This is a genomic window from Cyanobium sp. BA5m-21, assembly GCF_024346235.1.
GTDB lineage: Bacteria > Cyanobacteriota > Cyanobacteriia > PCC-6307 > Cyanobiaceae > Cyanobium_A > Cyanobium_A usitatum.
In genome coordinates, this window is the sequence record NZ_JAGQCO010000035.1 from 1 (window position 1) to 23,641 (window position 23,641).

Genomic DNA, 23,641 nt, shown 5'->3' on the forward strand with positions numbered 1-23,641 from the left:
TCCTTCACCACCTTCTTCTTGTCCTTCGGCACCACATACAGCGGCTCGAAGTTGGCGGCGGTGTTCACTCCCAGATTTGCCCACTTCTCACCCTTATGCGCCGCCGGTATCTCGCTGGCGTTATTGGGCAAGTCGCGGACGTGCCCCATCGACGCTTCCACCTTGAAATCCTTGGGAAGAAAACCCCGGATCGTGCGGGCCTTCGTCGGACTTTCAACAATGACCAGGGTGTGACCCACAGGCACGCGGTGAACCGCTACCTCTTTATCGCACCGGCGGGCCCAACGGCGGAACTCAAGCCCAGATGTCCAAGTTGACCTGAGCGCTCGACCAGAGTCCATCGAGCCGGGCGAGCACCGATTTACCGAGGGTGAGATCGGTGAACCCTGGGTCCTGATCCGAGGCCAAGAAGGCCACATCACTTAGGGACTGGTGCTTCTTGAACACGTCGCGATGCAGCTCGATAAATTCGCCGGCCTGCAGATCGCGGATCCAGACCTCTCCATCGCCGGAGAGCCTGAAACGGTCAAGACCATCGCCGCCGAATAGGCTCAGATGGCCATCAGTCCCCGGGTCGATCAGCAGGTCGTCGCCGCCAAACCCATAGGACTCCCGCACACCCTCCGTGTCCTCGTCGGGAAGGCCAGTGAGCACATCCGCCGTCATGGTGCCGAATTCCTGACGAGTTGTGGCTGCGGCATCGTCCTCATCGTCCTCATCGCCGAAGAGGCTGAAGGCCTTCAAGCTGGCATTGGTGCCGGCACGGGTGCCAAGGATCTGGCCCTGCCAGTTGCCATCATTGAAATGAATGCCCCCATACAGGCGTGAGAGGCCGGCCTGCTCAGCGGCACCATTGAGGTAATCCCAGGACAGCGTGATCGCAGTACCAGTGTCCGGCTGCCCGTCAAAACCGTTGGGATCAAAGCGAGCGGCATCATCCGCCAATGTCACCGACTTTCCGAATACATTGCTGCCCAGATAATTACGAATGAAAGTTGAAGCTGCGCTGCTGTAAGCCGAGTGGCCCGAATTAACATCGGGAAAGCTTGGCGTCAACGCGGCAGGGTTCTGATATGGCCGCCAAGCCTGTCCAACAAGCGGGGTCTCACGCCAATCGGTTAGCGGTTCGCCCGAATCCGTCGTGGTGCGGCCGTAGTAGTACTCACGAATCGCCGTAATCGGGCGAACGGAGTCGAAGTGGTATTTAGTTGCCCAGGTGCCTATTGAAGCATCCAGCAGCGACTGGCTGACCCCAAAGCTCAGCTTCATCGCCTGATCAAGCGACAGCTGGCGATCCCGGATGAGGTCGTTGGTGAAGCCCATCCAAACACCGGGGGGGTAGGCAGAGCCAGGGCCCGCCTCCCAGTATTCCGCGATGGCCTTCTGTTCGGCCGTGAGATTCATGCTGTACTGCAACACCTGATTGAGTTCAGCCACAAACAAGGGGTTGAGGCTGCCGTCACTTGTGTAGGGGGTGAGAACGGAGTCGGGCATCAGCTCACGCCCCGAAGCGAAGGGGGTCACGCCACCCCACTGGGGCGTCAGCGGGCGCTGGCCGGGGAGCGGCTGCCAGGTGGTGTCGAGTGTGTCCCTGGGGTTGGCGGGGTCGAAGCGGCTTGGAGCGGGCTCATAGCCGGTGGTATCGGCATAGTTGTTCTGCTGATTCGAGCCATCCAGCAGGGCATAGCTGTTGATGGACGCAGACACCTGCCCCCCCAGGTTCAGTGCAATAGCGCGCAGAGCGGCGCCCTCTGGTGTTCCAGGCTGAAGGGCAGCCAGCTGCAGCTCCATCAAGGCTGCAGAGCGATCCAGCAATGTCTGCGGCAGCACGCCACCACTGAACAGGGTGGCACCCACCGTGCGAATCACGGTGTCGGCAGCTACTGCAATCACCGCATCGCGCAGGCGCTGCAATCCAGAATCTTGATCTAAATCATCCGTCTGATCGAGAAGATCCTCAAGATCTTGTTCGGATAAATGATTGTAAATCGAGCCCTTAGCGTCCTCATCAAAGATCGCCCAGCTGTCATAGAGAGCGGTGTTCACCAGGGCGTAGAGACGGGAGCTGATGGTGGGCCCCCTGCGAGCCGCAGTGGCCAGATCCAGGGCAAGCTGATTCCAAGCCAGCAGCTGATCGGGAGAGGAAGCAGTCTCAAAATCCCCATCGTCACCGCCATGGTCGCGTCCATCAAACTCAGACGTCTGAGCCCCACCTGGCGCGAGTTGGGGCGAGGGGGCCCCATCGTCATCGTCATCGTCAGACGATGCAGACCTCACCGCCGCCAGGGTCTTAGGAAGATCCACAGAGGCCGCCGCCAATGAGCGAACGATGCTGGCAGCCACTGGCACGGCGGCGGCGGCAGCCCAACTCGCACCCGACAGCGCCGAGAAGGAAACAGCAGAAGGCGTTGACGTCCCAGTCAGCACCAATGGGACCAGAGGGCTCTGAGAAACAGCGGTGGATGACGGTGCGCCTGCCACCAGTGACGCACTAGGGAACGAAGTCAGGCCGGCAGAGCGTTCAGCAAGCGACACGTCAACGCTCAACGATGACAAGGAGGAGCGCGAGTCCAGCCCCGCTAGATCCGTCAACACACCAGCATCAAAACCCTCATCTGAGCGGCGTTGCCAAAATTGCGAAACGGGCACTGGACTTTGCTACCGCAATACATTGAGTTGATCAAAACCCACCACACACGCAGGGTCAAGCAAACCCACTGCAGATAAGGGCGACTTCGCGCAAAACGAACATTGACACCTCAACGAGTTACGCCAAGGAACAATCGCGATTGATTGCGAAAACTTAAGACGCGCAATCTTTCGCAGCAATGGCAAGGCAAGCGGCTGCTCGAGCAAGGGCTATCAGAGGGCAACTTAATGAGATTTCGTTATCCACTATCAAACGAGTTTACGACCTTCAGCTATGACCAACCACGCTGGGAAGCTCCGCGCTCGTGTTGCGGCCTAAGTCGGCATGGCTCGAGTACCGCTCTATCCCAAGTGGCCTTGTCAGTTGGGCAAGCGGGCCGTCAACTCCTGAATCAGGGTGCGGCGGGCGATCTCGAGGTAATTCAGACGCCGCTTGAGCTGGGTGATCTGCTCTTCGCAGTCGCGCACAGCCAGCACCAGCTTTTGGGCCTCGTCAGGAAGGCTGTTGATGGGGTAATTGCGGTCACCGATTGTGAGAACAGGTTGCTGTTCGACAGCTGCTGGCGCCTCGCCAGCATTAGCAGGGATATCAGTCATCAGAGGATGTAAAGAATTAAAACAACGGGGAGAGTGAGGATCGCGGTGCCTTCGCGCAACGAGCGCGAAGTCCAGATCAGCGGCGTTCGGTCATGGGCTTGAACAGGTCATTCACGAAATCAAACACGAGACTAATCATCGGTTTCTCCTCGAGAACCACCCGTGCCGTGATCCCCATACCGGAACGCAAGGACTCCGCAGGGAAGCTCGCTGGGATTCCGGCCGGAGGAATACGGATGCGTGCCATGTAGGCCGGAGCCTGTCCCTTAGCATCAGGGGTTGAGGTGGTGGGGGAAATAGATTCCACCTCCCCCTTGAGGGTGCCGAAGTCATTGGACGGGAACGCATCGACGGTGATCTCGGCCGGCTTACCTGGCGTGATGGGAGCGGCCAGACGCGAGGACACCTGCACGGAAGCGATCAGGCCTTCTTTAGGAACAACCGTGGCGAGTACATCGCCCGCCTGCACCCGCTCTCCCTTGGACTGAACTGCCATTCGCTGGAGAGTGCCAGCGATCGGCGCTTGAATATCGAACTGCTTGGCACGACCCTGCAGCTCCTTCAGTTGGTTATTCACATCATTAAACTCGATCCGAAAGTTGGTTGATGCTTTTGCCATCTCGGCCAGGAGGACCTGGAACTCCTGACGACTTTGAAACAACTGGTTTTTCTTCTCAAGTAGCTGGACCTCCTGAACAGATCCTTGCTTAAACAAACCCGCCAAGCGCGCAACGATATCTGCATTAAGTTGAATCTGGGCTTTGGTCTGGAGCAGGCGATTACGGAAAGAGACCTGCTCCTGGTCGTTCCTCTGTTCCAGCATGGAAATCTTGCGTTTCAAGCTCTGCAAGCGTGGATCGAGATCCTCACGGCTCAGCACAAAAAGAACCTGTCTGGCGCTCACAGTCTGGTATTGCCGAACCTTCACCTCTGCCACCAAGGCAGTGTCAGGACTTTTAATGCTGACCTCGGAGCTCAATGTCTCAAGTTGGCCAGGGAGGTTTGAGGTCTCTTCGAGTTTGTTCACGGAAGCCCAGACCACAAGAGACACCGAACCGATGCTCAGCCCCCAGATCATGATCCTGGTCCAGACAGGTGGCGGAGTGAGCAGCAGCTGATGGTTCTTTTCAACCTCTCCTTCTGCAGAGGAGGACATGGATGATTGAACTCGATCTCCAGAGCTGAATAGGCGTGTAATGAGTGATTTCATCATCCACCCAACTGCTGCTGATAGAGGGCGAAATAACGCCCAGACTTAGCCATCAACTCATCGTGAGTCCCAACCGAATCAATTCGTCCTTCGTGCATCATCACAATCTGATCAGCCTTAGTGAGGGTTGACAAGCGATGGGTGATCATCAGCATTGTGCGGCCTTTGGCATGCCGGCGCAAGTTGCTTACGACCTGTTGTTCTGTATCAACATCCAAGGCACTGGTTGCTTCATCCAAAATGATCAGGCTTGGGCTCTGAAGCAGCATGCGCGCCAAGGCAATTCGTTGGCGTTGACCACCAGAAAGACCTGCGCCCTTTTCCCCGAGAGGAGTGCTGTAGCCATAGGGCAGGCTCATGATAAATTCATGGGCACAAGCCATCTTAGCGGCCTCTATCACCTCACTGGCCTCGGCCTCAGGATCGGCAACGGCAATATTGGAGTAGATCGATCCCTCAAAAAGAAGACAGTCTTGAGGCACAAAACCGAGCTGACGGCGTAGCGAATACAGTTCAACTTTACCGACGTCTAGATCATCAATCAGAACCTTGCCCTTGGTCGGCTCATAAAGACGCGGGATCAGCTTTAGAAGGGTGCTTTTGCCACAGCCACTCTGACCAACAATTCCCGTGAAGCTGCCGGCGGGTATCTCAAGACTGACACCAGCCAACTGCGGATTTGCTGTACTGCCGTAGCCAAAGCCCACTTGATCGAAGTTGATTCTCCCCTTGATCGGCGGCATCGCAATATTAGTCTCTTCATGATCACCTGTTTCCAGGGGCTGGTTAACTACATCACCAAGACGCTCCACCGCCATTGAAACTTCCTGGAAATTGTTCCAGGTACTAGCGAGTCTCAATATTGGCTGAGTAACGTATCCGCTAATGATTCGAAAGGCAATAAGGCCTCCCAACGTTAGCTCATTTTCCAGAACCAACCAGGCCCCCACGCAAATTACAAGGATGTTCGTTGTTTTATTGATCAGCTGAAGCGTATTTGAACTGGCCGTATTGGCGAGAACGGTACGAAAGCCTTTGTTGATATCATCCAAATGTCGATCTTCCCAGTTCCGACGAGCAGTTAGCTCGCTATTCTGGAGCTTGACGGTCTGAATACCATTCAGAACCTCAACCATATAGGATTGGGTTTTGGAGTGGGCTTCTGCCCTCTGGCGAATGAGTTTCTGCGTGACCGGCGTGAGCCCCAAGATAACGATCAGAAGCAGAGGAATACTTCCAAGGATAATACCCGAAAGCAGGGGAGAGTAAAAGAACATCACCCCGAAATAAAGCAGAGCGAAAATCGAATCCAAAACAACGGTAAGCGCAGTCCCGGTTATAAAGCTGCGAATTTTATCAAGCTCATTCAGACGGCTGGAAAGCTCGCCAACAGGTCGCCTCTCAAAATAACGAGCATTGAGACGAAGCAAGCGCGAAATAATTGACGAGCCAATCGTTATATCAATGCGGTTTGATATTTCCATGAACTGAAAGGTGCGCAGGCTGCTGAAGACAAGCTCAAGCAGCATGAACAACACCATCAGAACAGCGAAACCTCCGAGTGCACTCGAAGCACCCTGCCCGATCACCCGATCGATGATCTGCTGAAACAGCAAGGGTGTCGCCAAAGCGAAGAGCTGGGTGATGAAGCTGGCGATAAACACCTCCAGCAGCGGCAGCTTGTACTGACTCAAATAGGGCAGCATCCACCCCAGGCCAAAGCGTGCCCTGGGGGTATTCGAGCCCGCACTAACCACCACAACGCGCAGATTGGTGGCAGAGCTGGGTAGCAGCGACTCGACATTAATAAGCTCGATGCCAGCGGCAGGATCCAGGCACAGCAGACCATGGGCCGACGCTTCAACTATCAGCCGTGGCTGCTGATGCTCATCCAGAGTAATGGCTGGGGTGGGCAGCCGATTTGCATCAGCGGGACGGCAGGTGACAACCCGGCCAATCAGGCCGAGCTGATCAATCACGGTGATCAGCTTGTCCAAGGTGGGGCCACCCTTACTGGACACCAGAAACGTGCCAGCTTTGCGGAGGGTGTCTCGCCGAGTGGGAAGAGAGAAATGCTGGCTGATCATCGCCAGCACCGCCTCCTGTCGTTTTTCCGGGGTGCGCCCACTCACCGGCGCATAGCCCAGCTCCCGGAACCGTCGGCCAAGCTCCTGGCCGGTGGCGCTGCTAAGCAGGCCAAGGGCTGGCGCCAGAGAATCCGGCAATGGTCGTGCAGGCGGTGAAGCGGTTGGCGCAGGAAGCGATGGTGGTGTGGCTGAAGTTGGGCCAGCAATCGCAGTTGGCATGCTGGCCGCTCGCTCTCCATCCAGCTCAGACCAAACGAGCACCCGAGGTAGGGCGCTGTCGGACCAAAACTGGCGCAAGGTTGCGGCGCTGATCAGCTGACCATGTCGGAAGCCCCGATCAGGCCGATCCGCATAGATCAGGCCCGCGGTAGGGGCATCTAGATCCGAGGAGGTTGCCAGACGCCAGCGTCGCTGGTAAATCGCAGGGGTTCGCTGATCCAGCGGCACAGGCAGAGAACCCGTGGCCACCAAATGATGCAGCAGAGGTAGCTCACTGGGAGAAACCGCCTGATTCAGCAATGACTTCACCGCTGCCGCCAAGTCTGCCGGCAATGGAGTGACACCAAGCACGATCAGCTCACAGTTGGTGGAGGCGGTCACCTCCTCCACCAACTGCGTTTCCAAGAGGGCAAGGGCACCGCAGATGTAGGGAGCTTCGACACGCATCACGGTGAGGGAGCCGAAATGACGAGCGGGATCCAGCACACGACAGGAGCCGGAGAGAATCAGCAGAATTTCTTGACTGGCGGAACGGGTCTGCAGAACGGTGCCAGGCGGCACCTCGCGTCGGGGGCAACCATGCTGGCTGGCCAAAGCCTCAAGGGTCGCGAGCTGGGAATTAGAAATTTGCATGGTTCAAGACTTGCCGCTGTTCAACCAGCCGATCAGCGCTTGTAGATCACTCTGGATATCAGTACCAATCTGAGATTTGAAGCAAATCTCTTCAAGAAAACGCTTGGTATTGTCATCGTATTCGCTATCAAAGCGATACTCCATACGAATCAACGTATGCCATTCATCGGCCTGAAATGGTCCGATCAGATGCCCAGCCTGGGCAGTACGCAAACGCGCTGCCACCTCGGGGTGAGGGGTCGTGAGATCGACAGGACCAACAATGCCCTGTGTCTTTGCTTCCGGCCCGTTGGAGTACTGGGTCGCAGCCTCAGCAAAGGTGATCTCGCCGGCCTCGATGGCGTAGAAGAGCTCTTGGCAAAGCCCGGAATCAGCAACTCGTATCAAACCGTAGAGAACCCGATCTAGTTTGTCTTTGTACCGCAGATACAGACTTTCGCCAGAGGCCGTCACCAACTGCTCGCGGAGCTCGGCCCGGCGCCAAGCGTGGATGGCTTCGGAGACCAGATCTTCACTGGTCATGCCATGGGCGAGGCACCAGCGCTGACGATCCTCGAGAGTAGTCAGGCCATTCTCTTCACAGTACTGCTGAAGAGCAGCAGCATGGATCTGGTCGGGGTCGGAAAGATCAGCATGGGCAAAAACCACCTCCCGCTCCTTGAGCTGGCGAACGAATGATTCGGCCATATCAAAGCGGAACAGCAGTGAGATCAGGTCCCTGCCACTAGCCTGTTCTAGCGCAAAGAGAACCGTGGCACCACTCACAGGCGAAGAAGAAGGTTCCAGAAAGCTTTAAGGCTATTCAGTTGAAATATTATCGCCAATAGCTAAATGGGCAAGAGGAGAATCCCGCATCAAGCGATGGTTCACTGGGAGGACTTTCTCAACCAAGGGAGTCCGCCCCCAAGTCTCACATGGCAGTCAAGTAGTTGCATCGACATCAGAGCGTCTGCAAGCCCAGGGTCAACAGCCTGGGCTGCTACCAGATCACGGCGCAACATATCCAGACTATTCCAGACATGAGGATCTTCATCGTCTCGGCACTGCTTGCGGATCTCGTCCAGCCAAGCAGTCCAGACGATATCTATCTCATCGAGGGGGTCGTGCAGCAACTGATCCAAACGCTGGTTGATCTGGGCGATCAGCTCACCGGGCCTGCTGGCACAGCCAAGCAATTGCCAGAGAGCACCCCCCTGGTTCAGATCGAGCATGGCTGGGCTTCGGGACCCAGCCGGGTCGGTTGGGTCGGTTGGGTCGAAGATCAGCGGCTGAGACAGGAGGCTCAGACGTCCCTGGACCAGACGAAGCTGTAGCTGGATGGGATGCCCGTCTCGCTGTGGCAAGCACAACGGCCACTCGGCCTCCAGCTCCGGGTTGCGACGCTGGAGTTGGATAGAGCGGCCAAGACCCGACTCGAGCAGAGAGCGAAACCCGCGTTCCACGCCACTGGGCATGACCAGCATCCCCATCATCAGGCCGACGATGGTGGATGGTTCTCCAACTTTGCCCATCAACTGGTTGAACAGGCTCTGCAGCGGGTTGTCCGACTCGGGCTCACCATTGCGCTGGCGCCTGAATGCTGACCCAGGCGACGACAGATCCGGCCGATCAGATTGGCCAGCACCAAGGGGGGCTTGGCCGCGCCCCGTGGGGCGGCCGGTCGCGTCCTCGCCATCGAGAGAGGTGTCATTGGAGCCATTGCGACGGCCACCAGTCGGAGCTGTCTCACCACCACCAGCGGAAGCCTGTGGCCCAGCGACCGAGTAATCGGCACCCGCACCACTTGATCCAATCGCGTCGGCGTCTGTGCCGGCTGCATCTGGGGCAGAACTCACGGCATCAACAGGGGGAGTGGAAGCAGGATTTGGCGCAGGCGTCGGCGACGGAGAAGGGGGTTGTGCTCGCAGCGGAGCAGGCGTGATTGGTGCAGCCGTGATCTTCACTGGGGCACCCGGGTCATCGATCACGCCGAGGGTGAGATTGTTATCGCCGAAGCCGTTATCCGTCAGGGTCAACAAGATCTTGCTGATGCGCCGCTCGCCATCGATGCTCTGCACCACGAAGCGGGCGCCATCCCCCACAGGCTGCCCAGCGGCATCGAACCGTTGGGTGAAGTCGTACCAACCGGGCTGGGTGATCGGCCGTCCATCGAGATCCCGCAGAACCAGCCCCTGCAGTGCCGCTGCAGCCACAGTGTCTGGCGCCACGAACTTGCGGTAGGCATTGAACTCGCCCTCCAGCAGGCCAGAACCGGATACATCCAGTTCAACCACCACCTGGGTGCCGAGCCGCGAGGGATCTGCATCCAAAAAGGCATTGGCATCCGCCGCCTTGAGAAGAGTGAAGCTCAGGGGATCCCATGGCATTGCCATCACGGCCCCGTCCTCCAATCCCGCGTCCATGGCCAGACCCGCGAAGCGGTCGTCGTCCTTGGCAAGAACAGTCAACTCCCGGACCTGATAAGCGGCCTCCGCCTGGCTGTACAACTTCTGTGAAGCCGGATCGGTGGATGAGCGAACCCTCAGCATCACCACGGAGCGGTCATCCTCAAGGGTGCCCTCCACCGCCGACTGGAAATCCGCCTTGCTGCGCCAGGCCAGCAAGTGGGAGGCGCCCAGATTCGCGAGTTTTGCCAGGTCATCGTCGACGGCGATGCTGCGTCCCTTGCGCTTGAGCAGATCAGCCAGTTGTCGCTCCATCGCCGGCGTGGCCACATCAGGCGCCCCCTCCGAGCGGGTCATCAGCAGTGCCCGCTCCCACGGACTCTGGCTGAAGCCATAGCTGGCGCCTTCGTCATCGGATTCAACGCGGCTGCGCGTGGCCAGCTCGATGGCCACGGTGCTACTGGGTTGACCGGGAGCCAAGATCTCAAGCCAGTTCAGATCAAACGCTGCAGCCTCCCGGGACACCAGTTTCGCCAGCTCGCTGATCGGGATGCGCCACTCCCGATCAGCGTCGTCGTTTCCAGCCATCGCAGCCAGCCAAGTGCTCTCCAGCTGAGCCGCCTGCTCGGCGTTCAGCCCGGCCAGTCGACGGAACGCCGCCGAGAGACGCAGCGTCAGGAGCTGATCGGAGCGCAGATCGAGCTCGACACTGTCCTGGTCGTCACCGAACTGCAGGGACGGTGACGCAAACAGATCGGCCAGACCCACCAGCTGACCGCCATGCACTGAAGAGTGATGGGGATTCACATAGAGGGGAACCAGCTCACTAAGGGGATTGAGCCGCAGCTGAATGGTCTGCGCGACGGATTGGAGACCATCGCTGGCGGCAATGGTCATGGCCGCCTGGATGGGCTGCGTCAGGCCTGGGATGGCGCATTCCAGAAGCGCACGCCCCTCGCTGTAGACGACCCGAATCGCCTCGCTCAGTAGGCGTTCCTGGTCCTGATCCACACCGCTGAATCGGAGGCTGTACCGCAGGGCATCTCCATCGGAATCACGGAACAGGCTGTCAAGTGCGTAGCGCTCCACGGTGCTGTCGTTCAGAGCCAGGCTCCCAGGCCTGGCAGCCAGGGCCGGGGCCACGTTCTTGTCGCTACCCACGTTCAAGCGGAAGATCTGGCTGACGGCATCGCCATCTGAGCCTTGTGCCTGAAGCCGCACGGCGTAGTTGCCGAGCTGCTCAACGCCTGGATCGAAACGCAACTCGAACAGGGGAGTGCTGCTCAGATCGAGCAGGTTCAGCACTCCATCGTCAGTGCTGCCATCGGCAAGCCCCAGGCCCAGTCCACCCTGCTTCTCGTCCTTGAGGGTGAGATCAATGCGAACGGGACGGCCAGGGTCGTCGAGTCGGAAGTTGAGGGTGAGGAAGGATTCACCGGGTTGATCGCCCAGGGCCTGGCCCAGGCCCATTGCCGGCAGGCTGGCGGCGCTGAAGCGCAGCCGTTGCTGGCCGAGACCGGTGAGATCGGCGCTGCGGAACAGCGGGAACAGATCGCTAATGGCCTGGCGGAGATCAGCTGGCTGATCCGGCGAGAGGGTCAGCCCCTGCCATTCCAGATCGAGATCGATACCGATCACCCCAGGTGAGGTGCTGGCGCTGCGCAGATCGGCCACGCTGATGGCGAGCTGAACACCTGTACCGGCCCGCAGGTTGGCAAGATCAGCCGCGCTGATCAGCTCACCGGTCTCCAGCAGCCGCAGAACCGGCTCCACGGTGATCCGCTCCGATCGCTGCGGAGATTGGGCGCCTCTATCCAACAGGGTGATCCAGCCGGCCTGATCGGCGCTCACCGGTGTGAGACTGCCGTCGATGCCGCGACGCAGCAATTCGAAGCTGTAATCGAGCTGACCACCTCTGAGCTGCAGGAAGGCGTCAGCGATCTCCACAACGCTGGACTGGCCGGGCTTAAGTCGAAGGTCTTGCAGGACCTGGTTGACCTCCACCAGCCCATCGGCAGCCGTGATGCCGAGATCAAGCTGATACGTGCTGGTCAGGCCGCTGCGGTCGGCGGCGATGAACTGGAGGCTGAGCAAGCCGCGATCATCAGTGCCAGGGCTGAGGCTGAGTTCACCGGTCGCCGAATTCCAGCTGAGCCAGTCGGGTATACCCAAGCTGGAGGTGCTGCGGGCCTTCAGGCTGTAGCTGAGTGCGTCGCCATGGCGGACATCGATATCACTAAATATCGAGTCGAGATCCAGTTGGAAGCGCGAGCCGACCTGCAGCAGACGCCCCTCGCTCGCCGGAACGAGGCGATTAGGCGCCTGATTCACGTTTTGCACCGTGAGCTGGAAGGTGCTTGCTGCTACGGCACCATCACGATCCAGAGCACGAAAGCTGACGGTGTGCGTGCCAACAGCGGCGTTATCGGCCAAGCCGCTGACGCGCCCCGTCTGAGGATCGAAGCTCAGCCAATCGGGTGCCTGCACCTCGAAACGGAGTCGATCGCCGATCAGTCGATCGTCATCACGGAACAGGGAGGGGAGGTCAAAGCTCAGGCTCTCTCCCTCACGGATGGTGCGCTGCTGCGGCAGCTCACCCACCTGATACGGCGCTCTGTTGAAGGTCTGATCCACCACCTGAAGTTGCAGGCGGGTGCTGGCGAGGAGACCATCGCGGTCTGTGGCACTGAGGGTGAGGCTGACGGGATCCGCGCCGGCAAGGGGCGCAACACCGCTGAGCAGGCCCGTGAAGGGATCAATCCGCAGCCAGCTGGCCAGGTCAGGGTGTCCTTCGAGATCGAGGCTGTAGTTGAGGCTGTCGCCGGAATCCTGATCGCCGAACAGATCCGTCGGCAGGGTGATGCTGAACTCTCGCTGCTCTCGCAGCAGGATCAGCGGCAGCTCCTCGCCACTCCACTGCGGGGCGTCGTTGACGTTCTCGATGCGCAGGGAAATGGTCTGAACCGCGCTGGCACCGCTCTGATCACGGGCTTCCACCTGCAGCAGCCAGCTGCCCACCTGGGCCTGGTCGGGATTGCCTCCTAGCACACCGGTGGTCGCATCCAGGACCAGCCAATCCGACTGAGCATCAAGCAGCCGGAAGCTGAGCCGATCGCCCACCCCGAGATCCTGATCGCGGAAGAAGGCGCTCAGATCGAGCTGCAGAGGCTGGTCCTCCAGAGCGGTGAGCGGCGGGGCCGCCAGGACTTCGGGGGCGTCGTTGACGTTGTTGATCACCAGGCTGAGCTGCTGCTGCCAGCGGCGTCCGTCGGCGTAGAGGCCTTCCGCCAGGAAGCGCTGCTCACCCACCTGGCCCTGGTCGGCCAGGCCATGGATCACCGGAATCAGCGCTGGATCACTGCCCACCGCCAGCACACGGGCGGGATCAAGGGGCAGATTGCGACTGGTGGGCAGTTTGTTGGGGCTGATCTGCAGATTCAGCCCCTCAGGCCCGATGCTGCCCACCGCGAATACCAAACTCGCGAACAGATCGCGCAGGCCATCCCCCAGCACGGACCCTGTCCCAGAACTAGGCAGTGCCGCGGCCCCCAGGCCGCTGAGGCGGCCGGCGGCAAGATCAAGATCACCACTGTCCCGGAACAGGGGCAGGCTGGGGTCGAGGGTGACCTTCTGCAGGTTCAGGGCAGCCGGATCCCACTGCAGATCGAGATCCAAACCGATCAACCCGGCACCATCAGCACGGGTGTCGGTGACCACTAGATCAGCCTGAACCAGGCTGCCAGGCTGCAGGGCGGCGATATCCTCAGGGCTGAGCAGGTGACCCCCTCCATCGCGGAAGAGGGTCTCGATCACCAGCCGTTCAGCCAGGGTGGCATCGGGGCGGCGCTGCTCCATTGCCAGCCAATCAACCGACCCCGTGGTGAGCGGCTGGAGCTGCAGAGACACCAGCTGCCCATCCAGAGGAAACAGATCCGACAGCGCCAGGCTGAAGGGCTGATCCTCGTCCAGAACAAAACGGTGATCAGCGCCCAGCTGGCTGAGGGGAGCCAGGGGAACGCCAGCGCCATCGACAGCCTGCCAGCTGAGCTGCTCCAGCCCACGCCACTGGTCGATCAGCGGAGCCTCACTGGCATGCACCGTGGCCGTATCAACGCCGGCACCGGTATCGATCCAGAGCTGATCTGGCTGGCCGTGCAGGAGAACGATGGCATCATCGCCATCACCGAGCCGCAGTGCCTCCAGGCCCGCCAGCAGGTCGATGTCGCCGCTGCCCTTACGAACCAGCAGCTGATCGCTGTTGAAGGCATCCCACAGCAGTGGAGGCGGGTTGGCCTCCAGCAGCGTGGAGGGCAGCAGGTGGGGCTCGTCCACAACGGTCAGCCCCGTCAGCTGATCCAGATCCACCAAAGTGGAATAGTCGGCCAGATCCAGATCTGTGCTGCCCTGAAAGACAGCGCTGCCGTGCTGGCCGTTGAGGCTGGCAACGGCAGCATCAATGCGCGCCCAGTCGAGGCCACTGGCAGACACTTCTGCCAACGGGAGATTGAGGGGTTCCGCAGCAACGCCGAGCTGAGCAAGGGGGTCCGTGGCCGCCAGCACGGGCTGGCTCAAGAACCCGAAAGACAGCGGGTCCTGCTCCAGAGGAACAGACCACTGGCCGACGAGGAAGTCCTTTTCGATTGAAGTGGGAGCCATCAATGCGAACGTCACCTGCGAGGCCACTGCTGGACCTCAACCCCCATGATGTCCGGCAGGAGGCTTGCTTGGACAAGCGGGAGCCACAGCGACGTTTTGGGCACACTGGCGCCCGCAAAATGATGAAAACGCAAAAAAAAGCCCCGGGTGATCCCGGGGCTTGGGCTGCCGCTGATCGGCCATCAGCAGATCAGACGTTCGTCAGCGCGTACTGCTGGCTGTGCTGCTCTTCCCACTGCGTCACCACTGAGGAGGCGAGACCCGCAGCGCTGATCAGACCGCTGGACTCGTCCGTAAGCACGTTCACGTACGCCGAGCCCGCTTCATCGGCCTCGATCGCATTCTGCTCTTCAAAGGCACTGCTATCCCAGCGGCGGCCGTTCTGGCGGAACAGCTCATCCATCGTGATGGAATCGCTGCCCAGGAACTTGTCATCGCCACTATGCAGGCTCTTACCCCAGTCCTCATCGATCACCGCCAGGTCCCTCATGTCGATGCTGCCGTCGAAGTCAGCATCCACATCGTGGGGTTTGTTGCCCATCGCCGCTCCGGCGTTGAGGAAGGCAAGATCCTTCATCGTCACCGCACCGTCGTAGTTCAGGTCGGCCTGGTAGGTCACCAGATGCTTCACCTGGAACTGCTCCATCTGCGTGGTGTTCCACCCGTAGTTGCCATAGGCGCTCAGGGCGTAGCCCACCGCACTGGTGTCCACAACGCTGCCGGCCTTACCGATGATGTGCAAGCTGGTGCTCACCTCCATCATCTCGCCCTGGCCAGTCTGATCACTCCAGCCCAGGCTGGGCGGCACGGAGGTGCCGGTGCTCTTAAAGCTGGCACTCACCTCAGCCACCGCATCGCTGATCGATTCGATCCGCAGGTCGGTGAAGCTGAATTCACCATCGTTGCGCCAGCTGCTCGCCTGGAGAATGGTGTCGCCGCTACGCACCAGGTTGGTGTAAGAGCCCTCGCCAACTTGCACCACCTCGCGGTAAGTGCCCAGATCGAAGATCGATGACGTGGTCAGCACCGCCTCGGCCGCACGGGCCGTGACTTCCAGCTCAGGGTTCAGCAGCACATCAGCACCGCCTAGGTCGCGCAGCGATTCGAGATCGCTGAACACCACATGATCCACATTGGCATCCACCGTGAACAGCATCGGCACGCTGAAGGTTTCAGCGTTCATGAAGCCGTACTGATCCTCAACCCGAGCAGCTTCGATCAGATCATCGATGTCGCCGCGAGCCACTAGTTCGATGTAAGCCAGAACCGTGGTATCGGCAATGGCAGCACCGGAGCTCGCCAGTGCATCCAGTCCGGCTCCCTCGAAGCGGATGGTCGGACCGTTCTCACCATTGAGCACCTGCACACGGCGTTGGACCGCCATGGCGTCGTTGAAGTGAATAGCGGGTCCTGCTCCAGAGGAGTCGGCTGGCAGCAGCTCAAACACCTCACCGAACGTCTCGCCCAGGTTCACCGACAGATCGAGCGTGTTGATCGATGCATTGCGCAGCGATGCTGCCGTGAGTGCCAGGTAGAACTTGCTGCCCTGCTCAAACTCAGTACCGAAGCGGCGCAACACCATATCGGTCTCGGAATCACCGGCAAACACCGGGTTCTTCACGATGCTCAGACCCAGCTGCAGCGCGGGGCCGGTCGGTTCGGGCGCCTCATCCTCATTGGTGTCGCCGTCCTCGGCGTCCTCGTTGGTGTCGCCGTCCTCGGCGTCCTCATTGGTGTTGGCGGGGTGATCCTGCTCTGCATCCGGATCGGCACCGCCAGCCAACTCATCATCAGCAGGCTGATCACCAGCAGGCTGATCACCGGCTTGCTGATCAGCAGGAGGGGCGGCGGCTACAACATCGAAGACCCGCTCCGGGAGGTCGGTAAGACCGGTGTTACGGGCCAGGATCTTGGCGAAGGTGGAATCTTCGACGAAATTGGCATAGAGGTCGAGATTTTCAAGGCGCGGGATGTAGTAGAAGCGATCTGCCTCTTGGAGGCGATCCAGTTGCTCATGCAGGATCACCCAGAAGGTTGGACCCACGAGGGCGTCACCGACCTTCCGCTCCACCAGGCCACCGACCCAGGCATCGACGCGATCAATACCCGGCACGATGAACTGATCACCATCCTGCAGAGCATTGATCTCAGGATTGAAGCGCTGGAAGTCGACCCAGGCTTCGCCGCTCAGCACAAGATCTGGATAAGCCTGCTGGAACTGGCCCAGCACGTCATCACTCAGGCCATTGCGGGTCTGAAACTCCTGCCAGCTGGCATAGGGCTCAAGGCTGGCGCCTCCCACGTAGCCGACAGCCTCCGTCACATAGGGACTGGTGGACGCCAGCAGACCCTGTTTGATCTGGTTGAGGGTCCCCATACCCAGATCCCAGCCTCGGGCAACGTTCGCCGAAAACAGGTCGGCCCGAACACGAACGAGATCGTTACGGACGGCGTCGACCATCTTGCCGTCCACCTCTTCCGCAGGCTGCCGAGCAATACCGCCAAGCACCGATGCGGTACCCAGCTCGGCATAGCCAGGCGCAGGCACATAGCCCATTCGAGCCAGAACATCGAGGGCTGGCTGACCGGTGAGTGGAGCCGTGTTGGGATTGCGATCGTGATCCACGCTGAAGGCAGACGGATCACTGGTGGGATTGAGGAAAAGGCCGATCAGCGGCCGAGGCTGCGGATTGCCATTGGCGTCGAGAACCCAGTAATCCTCGGGAATCATCGTATGGCCAAGCCTGTAGGCGATCGCCTGAAACTCCAGACTTATCTGGGCGTCGGCCGCAGGTGAGTAATCCTTGAAGCCATGGTTGCCCTCGCCTAGAAGTCCAGGGCCACCTAGCACCTTCTGAGCAAACTCCGTAAAAACGATGCGCTGATACTCCGCTTCATTCACGATCTTGGCAGCCTGGAACAGCTCTTCAGGGCTCACACTGATCGCCTGATCGGCGTAGAGAGCTTCCAGCTGCTCGGCGTGATAATTATGATTGCGAGCAAAAATTGTATGCAAGCCAGTCAGGCCAACATTCTCATTGGCACGTCCATCACCAGAAATCACATGATCCAGCAGATTGATCGCCGGATTGGCATCAATCAATAGGTTATAGCCAGAACCAAAGGCATTCGAGGCAAGCTGCTGGACGACAGCCGCGTTATAGTAGCCGCCAGCAAGCAACAGAGCCGGATAATACTCGATCAGTGTTTTCTCGCCCTGATCGGTGCTGAAACGGCTTCCAGCCTGCAGGTGGTGATCGAGCAACTCCCGGAGATTGGGCAGAAGGAAATGCCCAAGCGCCGAAGGATCAGGTTTGTCTGAGGTGAACAGCTTAGCTCCGAATCCGCCGTGCCCATCACTGCACCGCAGCAGCTGACCGACGACCTCAATGGGACCGTAGGCCTGGTTCTGATCGACATAGGGTGTGTCTTGATTGCGATAGAGCGGCACGCCATCAGACCAACCCAGGATGGTACCTCTTGTGAGGTCGGCCGGATTGTTGGCATCACCGGGAATCTGATTGCCAATCGCGATGGTTCCGTTACCACCTTTGGGCAGGAAATCGAGGCCGTGGTCTAAGTACTGACTGAAGGCCATGAACAGGTTACTGGCCTGCTCACTTGGCGGTGTGTCTGCAGACTGGGCACCGATCAGGTTGGAAATACTGCGAGGATCCAGATCCTTGAAAATCGGGTTGATCTTCGCCGAGTTCGTCTCCTGGTTCAGTTCACCAAAACGCGCAGGGGTGAGACGGACGAAGGGCTCATCGAGGGAGGCACGCGAAGGGTCTATCTGGTTATTACCAAATCCCGAAAGGTTACGTACGCCAAGCGACAGCGCCGCATCGTCACCCTGTGCAGGTGGCAGCTCGCCACGCACCAACATCAGCAGATTCTGAGCATCGCTTGGGGTGAGTTGCGCGAGAACACCAGGGTCAACAACAGAAAGCACATCGCCGGGGGTCGGATCGGCCGGCTGGGCCTGAGGAGGAATGCTCAATTGGTCAGCAGAGGTGAATGGTTCCATGACAGAAATGCGCAATCTAAACAGGATTAATTAACTGCCAGTTCGGCTTGATACAACCATAAAGACAGCGCTATGGAGGCTTGAGGCAACAGAGCAGAAACAACCCGCAAGGAACAATCAGCACCCGAAAAATACATGCAGTGTAATTGCATTTACGCGCAGCACTGACGATCAAAAGCCCCGGGGGGGAGCCGGGGCCAGGGCTGCCGGTAATGGGCTATCAGCAGCTCAAATGTTCGTGAGCGCATGTGCTGGAGGAACTCCTTCTCGCTGAACGTGAGGGTCCTCGAAACAAGAGTCAAGCGCGAGGGCCTCGCATGACCTCATGCCACTGATGGCGGCAGAAGGTACTCATGGAAGCCTGGCAACCGCAACGACATGGACTGCACACTGGCGCCCGCAAAATGATGAAAACGCAAAAAAAAGCCCCGGGTGATCCCGGGGCTTGGGCTGCCGCTGATCGGCCATCAGCAGATCAGACGTTCGTCAGCGCGTACTGCTGGCTGTGCTGCTCTTCCCACTGCGTCACCACTGAGGAGGCGAGACCCGCAGCGCTGATCAGACCGCTGGACTCGTCCGTAAGCACGTTCACGTACGCCGAGCCCGCTTCATCGGCCTCGATCGCATTCTGCTCTTCAAAGGCACTGCTATCCCAGCGGCGGCCGTTCTGGCGGAACAGCTCATCCATCGTGATGGAATCGCTGCCCAGGAACTTGTCATCGCCACTATGCAGGCTCTTACCCCAGTCCTCATCGATCACCGCCAGGTCCCTCATGTCGATGCTGCCGTCGAAGTCAGCATCCACATCGTGGGGTTTGTTGCCCATCGCCGCTCCGGCGTTGAGGAAGGCAAGATCCTTCATCGTCACCGCACCGTCGTAGTTCAGGTCGGCCTGGTAGGTCACCAGATGCTTCACCTGGAACTGCTCCATCTGCGTGGTGTTCCACCCGTAGTTGCCATAGGCGCTCAGGGCGTAGCCCACCGCACTGGTGTCCACAACGCTGCCGGCCTTACCGATGATGTGCAAGCTGGTGCTCACCTCCATCATCTCGCCCTGGCCAGTCTGATCACTCCAGCCCAGGCTGGGCGGCACGGAGGTGCCGGTGCTCTTAAAGCTGGCACTCACCTCAGCCACCGCATCGCTGATCGATTCGATCCGCAGGTCGGTGAAGCTGAATTCACCATCGTTGCGCCAGCTGCTCGCCTGGAGAATGGTGTCGCCGCTACGCACCAGGTTGGTGTAAGAGCCCTCGCCAACTTGCACCACCTCGCGGTAAGTGCCCAGATCGAAGATCGATGACGTGGTCAGCACCGCCTCGGCCGCACGGGCCGTGACTTCCAGCTCAGGGTTCAGCAGCACATCAGCACCGCCTAGGTCGCGCAGCGATTCGAGATCGCTGAACACCACATGATCCACATTGGCATCCACCGTGAACAGCATCGGCACGCTGAAGGTTTCAGCGTTCATGAAGCCGTACTGATCCTCAACCCGAGCAGCTTCGATCAGATCATCGATGTCGCCGCGAGCCACTAGTTCGATGTAAGCCAGAACCGTGGTATCGGCAATGGCAGCACCGGAGCTCGCCAGTGCATCCAGTCCGGCTCCCTCGAAGCGGATGGTCGGACCGTTCTCACCATTGAGCACCTGCACACGGCGTTGGACCGCCATGGCGTCGTTGAAGTGAATAGCGGGTCCTGCTCCAGAGGAGTCGGCTGGCAGCAGCTCAAACACCTCACCGAACGTCTCGCCCAGGTTCACCGACAGATCGAGCGTGTTGATCGATGCATTGCGCAGCGATGCTGCCGTGAGTGCCAGGTAGAACTTGCTGCCCTGCTCAAACTCAGTACCGAAGCGGCGCAACACCATATCGGTCTCGGAATCACCGGCAAACACCGGGTTCTTCACGATGCTCAGACCCAGCTGCAGCGCGGGGCCGGTCGGTTCGGGCGCCTCATCCTCATTGGTGTCGCCGTCCTCGGCGTCCTCGTTGGTGTTGGCGGCTTGATCCCCAGGGGTGGTGCCGCCATCCTCATCTTCGTCAGCCGTGCCAGTACCTGGATTCGCCACCGGCAGCTCATAAACAACAGCAGGCGCCAACTGGGGAAGCTGGTCCATGCCGGTGGTCACCGTCACCGAGTGGGTCGGCGAGGAGAAGGTCACCGTGCCGTCACTGTTGTCGGTGGCGGTGTAGTCGTCTGGGTTGGCACCGGTCGGGATGTCGATGACATCTTGCGGGCGAAGGTTGCCGACGACGTAATCGTTGCCGCCCTGGGTGAGGAAGTGGATGCGGTGGGCCGATTCGAGGGCCGAGATGTCGACAGTGTTGTCGTCTTCTGACCCCTGGACGGTGATGGTGTTGAAGGCCAGGCTGGTGGGATTGAAGTTTCCGATAGCAAGCACGGTGTCGTTGCCGGCCCCGGTGTTGATGGTGATCTCTTCAATACCGCGCAGTTCGGCGATCACGCTGGCATTGTTGGTGCCGTTGCGGGTGATGACGATCTCGGTGCCGGCGTTTAGTGGAGCTGTTCCATTGCCTGCGACGGCCAGGAAGCTGGCGCGGGCATAGACGCGGTAGGTCTCCGCCTGGCTGTTGCCGTTCACCACGAAGGTGTCGAGGGTGCCGAGGCCACCGTCGACCACATCGCGGCCATCGCTGACTCCGTTCGGAGCGATGATGAAGATGGGGTTGCCAACACCCCAGGTGATGACATCGTTGCCGGCGTTGCCGTTGACGGTGTCATTTCCTCCGCCGCCGCTGAGGTTATCGGCATAGGCGGTGCCGGTGAGGGTGTTGGCAAAGAAGGTGCCGGTGATGCTGTCACCGGTGCCATTGGTGGCGGTGGTGAACAGGGAGTTGGCGAAGCCATCGCGGTCGGTGAAGCTCACCGCGACCCGTAGGGCATTGTTCACCTGGTCATTGCCGGGCGTGAAGTTCACGCCGGTGGCGCCGGTGATGTTGGTCCAGGCGTTGGCATCGGTGCTGGTGGCCAGGCGCTGCTGCCACTGGTAGGTGAACACCGGGCTGGCAGGCATGCCGTTGGGGTCGCTGATGGTGTCCTGGCCCTGCACCGTGACCTGCTGGGTTTGGGTGGGGGTGCTGTCGCTCACCACCAGGCCGGTGGCGCTGGAAGCACCGTTCACCGGATCAGCGGTATAGGCATTGGAGAACGCGGTTTCGATCGCGCCGGCGGCGTCGGTGAAGCGGCCCATCACGCGGATGGCGAGGCCGGCTTCTTGATTCGTCACCGTGAAGGAGGGACCACGAAGCGGCGAGGTGGTGACGTTGAAGGTGGTCTGGATATCCGTGAAGATGCCTGAGCCTGGGGCCGTCTCAACCTGCCAGGTGTACTCCACAGGAGCGGTAACTGCAAAGAGGGGATTGGTAGCGGAGCGCTCATCCCAGTCCCGAAGAACTTCGGAGGAGGCCGCGAGCACTTGACCAACAGCCACAGTCACCGTGCCGTCAACGGCTGCGACACCATCAACACTTAGGGAGACGCGGCCTTCAGCCATGCGGTTGGCATGCTGAGCGATCTTGATGCTGCCATCGTTGAACAGCGCACGCTCCACCGCCTTCACACGGTCCACACCATCGGTGGGGTTGACCTGGTTGTCAGTGATGGAAATCCAGCCGTCAGCATCGAGGTCAGCGGCAACACCAGTGGCGGCGTTGTAGCCCTCAATGATGTAGTCAGCGCGGTTTCCACTGAACTGAACAACGTCAACGTCAGAGGCGCTGCTGCTGTTCTTGATCTCACGCCAGATGCTGAGCTGGCTGGGCAGGATTTCACGGCTGAACAGCCGCTGCTGAATCTCTGCGAGCCGGCTGACGAGATAGGGAGATCCCACGGTGGGAGTCACCTGGATCTTCACATCCAGGAAGCTGTCACCCTCGATCAGATCATCGCCGCCGCGGCCCTCGATCAGGTCGCTGCCGCGGCCACCGATTAGGATTTCGCCCGTGCTGAAGCGAATAGCGCCAGCCTCATTAACGCGAGCCAGGAGTGCGTCCAGGCCATTGATCAGGTTGACATTCGCGTCAAGCAGGACGTGATCACCACCTGCTGGAGTGCTAGTACCGCGAATGTAGTCGTTGTAAGCAGAACCAGAGACGGCCTCAGTGAGTTGATATTTGTCCATCGAGGCGCCTGGAGAACCGGCAGCCAGAGGAACAATCAATGTCCGAACATCCATATCGGCATAGATGCCGTAGGGATCATCCTTATGGGTTGCCCAGTCGAAGCCGAGCTGGCCAAAGAACTTATCGGTACCGAGGCCACCCACCATCACGTCGTCGCCAGTTTCGGCGTCATGATCAGTGTTACCACCGGTGTTATAGGTCACGTCGTGACCAATGACCGGGCTATTAACACTGCGCTTGGTGGGAATGCCCTGAATGAGGTCGCCGTTGTCGCCCAGCAGCAGACCGTTTTCCAGACCGGACTCGAGCCAGTCGTTACCCTCTCCACCGATAATCATTTCAACACCGGCACCACCATCAGCGAAGTCGTTGCCCTGGCCGAGCAGGAACTCCTCATCATCTGGACCACCAATCACCACATCGCTGCCGAGGTCGGTGATGATCAGGTTGAGGCCGGGGCCACCGTTAACAACGTCGTCACCAGCGTTGGAGCGAATCTCGTCGTCACCGAAGGTGTCGGTGATCACATCGCTGCCCTCACCGCCGAAGATGAAGTCGTTGCCGATACCACCTTCGAGGTTGTCGTTGCCGCCGTCACCCCAGAGGGTGTCGTCGCCGTCGCCGCCGATCAGTTTGTCGGCTTCATCCGTGCCACCAAGCACCACATGCTCGCCGCCAACAAACTGGAGCAGATCATTGTCGAGATCTCCATCCAGGTCGCCGCGAATCACCTTCTGGTCGCCGGTCATCGCAGCCTGGAAGGGATCGAGGCCGTTGACCGTACCCTGCGGATCAGCAGAGCCTAGACCTTGATTGAATTGGAGGGACTGATCCACTTCCAGCGTGTAATCCATCGCCTTGAACACGTTGCCAGGCAGGTGCTCGGCAGGTGTGTTGCGATGGATCATGTCGGCGAACTTGTTGTTCTCCAACTGAGCCGTGAGGTTCAGATTAGCGAGGCGAGTGAGGTAGTAGAAGCGGTCAGTATCCTGCAGCTTCTCCATCTGCACTTCGAACACGAAATTGAAGGTGGTGCC

General features: G+C 59.5%; 9 protein-coding genes. All 9 read right to left on the reverse strand.

The window, feature by feature from the left end; all coding sequences use genetic code 11:
• Nucleotides 1-239: toprim domain-containing protein (locus KBY72_RS10675; protein ID WP_254993557.1), on the reverse strand; the 239-nt coding region annotated here is incomplete at its 3' end.
• A gap of 55 nt (nucleotides 240-294) precedes the next feature.
• Nucleotides 295-2,427, reverse strand: a complete 2,133-nt coding sequence (locus tag KBY72_RS10680) for a vanadium-dependent haloperoxidase (RefSeq protein ID WP_254993559.1) — start codon at nucleotides 2,425-2,427, stop codon at nucleotides 295-297.
• A 582-nt stretch (nucleotides 2,428-3,009) separates the two neighbouring features.
• Complete coding sequence (locus KBY72_RS10685) at nucleotides 3,010-3,246, reverse strand: DUF6447 family protein (RefSeq protein WP_254962048.1); 237 nt, start codon at nucleotides 3,244-3,246, stop codon at nucleotides 3,010-3,012.
• 76 nt (nucleotides 3,247-3,322) lie between these two features.
• Nucleotides 3,323-4,402 (reverse strand): HlyD family secretion protein, encoded by a 1,080-nt coding sequence (locus KBY72_RS10690; RefSeq protein WP_254962049.1) that lies wholly within the window; start codon nucleotides 4,400-4,402, stop codon nucleotides 3,323-3,325.
• Nucleotides 4,403-4,455: 53 nt separating this feature from the next.
• Entirely contained in the window at nucleotides 4,456-7,323 is a 2,868-nt protein-coding gene (locus KBY72_RS14450) for a peptidase domain-containing ABC transporter (RefSeq protein WP_254993561.1), read from the reverse strand.
• A 75-nt stretch (nucleotides 7,324-7,398) separates the two neighbouring features.
• Complete coding sequence (locus tag KBY72_RS10700) at nucleotides 7,399-8,160, reverse strand: peptidylprolyl isomerase (RefSeq protein WP_254993562.1); 762 nt, start codon at nucleotides 8,158-8,160, stop codon at nucleotides 7,399-7,401.
• Nucleotides 8,161-8,261: 101 nt separating this feature from the next.
• Nucleotides 8,262-14,435 (reverse strand): putative Ig domain-containing protein, encoded by a 6,174-nt coding sequence (locus KBY72_RS10705; RefSeq protein WP_254993564.1) that lies wholly within the window; start codon nucleotides 14,433-14,435, stop codon nucleotides 8,262-8,264.
• A gap of 190 nt (nucleotides 14,436-14,625) precedes the next feature.
• Nucleotides 14,626-18,435 carry a peroxidase family protein gene (locus tag KBY72_RS10710; protein ID WP_254993565.1) on the reverse strand — a complete coding sequence of 1,270 codons (3,810 nt, stop codon included), beginning with the start codon at nucleotides 18,433-18,435 and terminating at the stop codon, nucleotides 14,626-14,628.
• Nucleotides 18,436-18,937: 502 nt separating this feature from the next.
• Complete coding sequence (locus tag KBY72_RS10715) at nucleotides 18,938-23,608, reverse strand: hypothetical protein (RefSeq protein ID WP_254993567.1); 4,671 nt, start codon at nucleotides 23,606-23,608, stop codon at nucleotides 18,938-18,940.
• Between the last annotated feature and the right edge of the window lie 33 nt (nucleotides 23,609-23,641).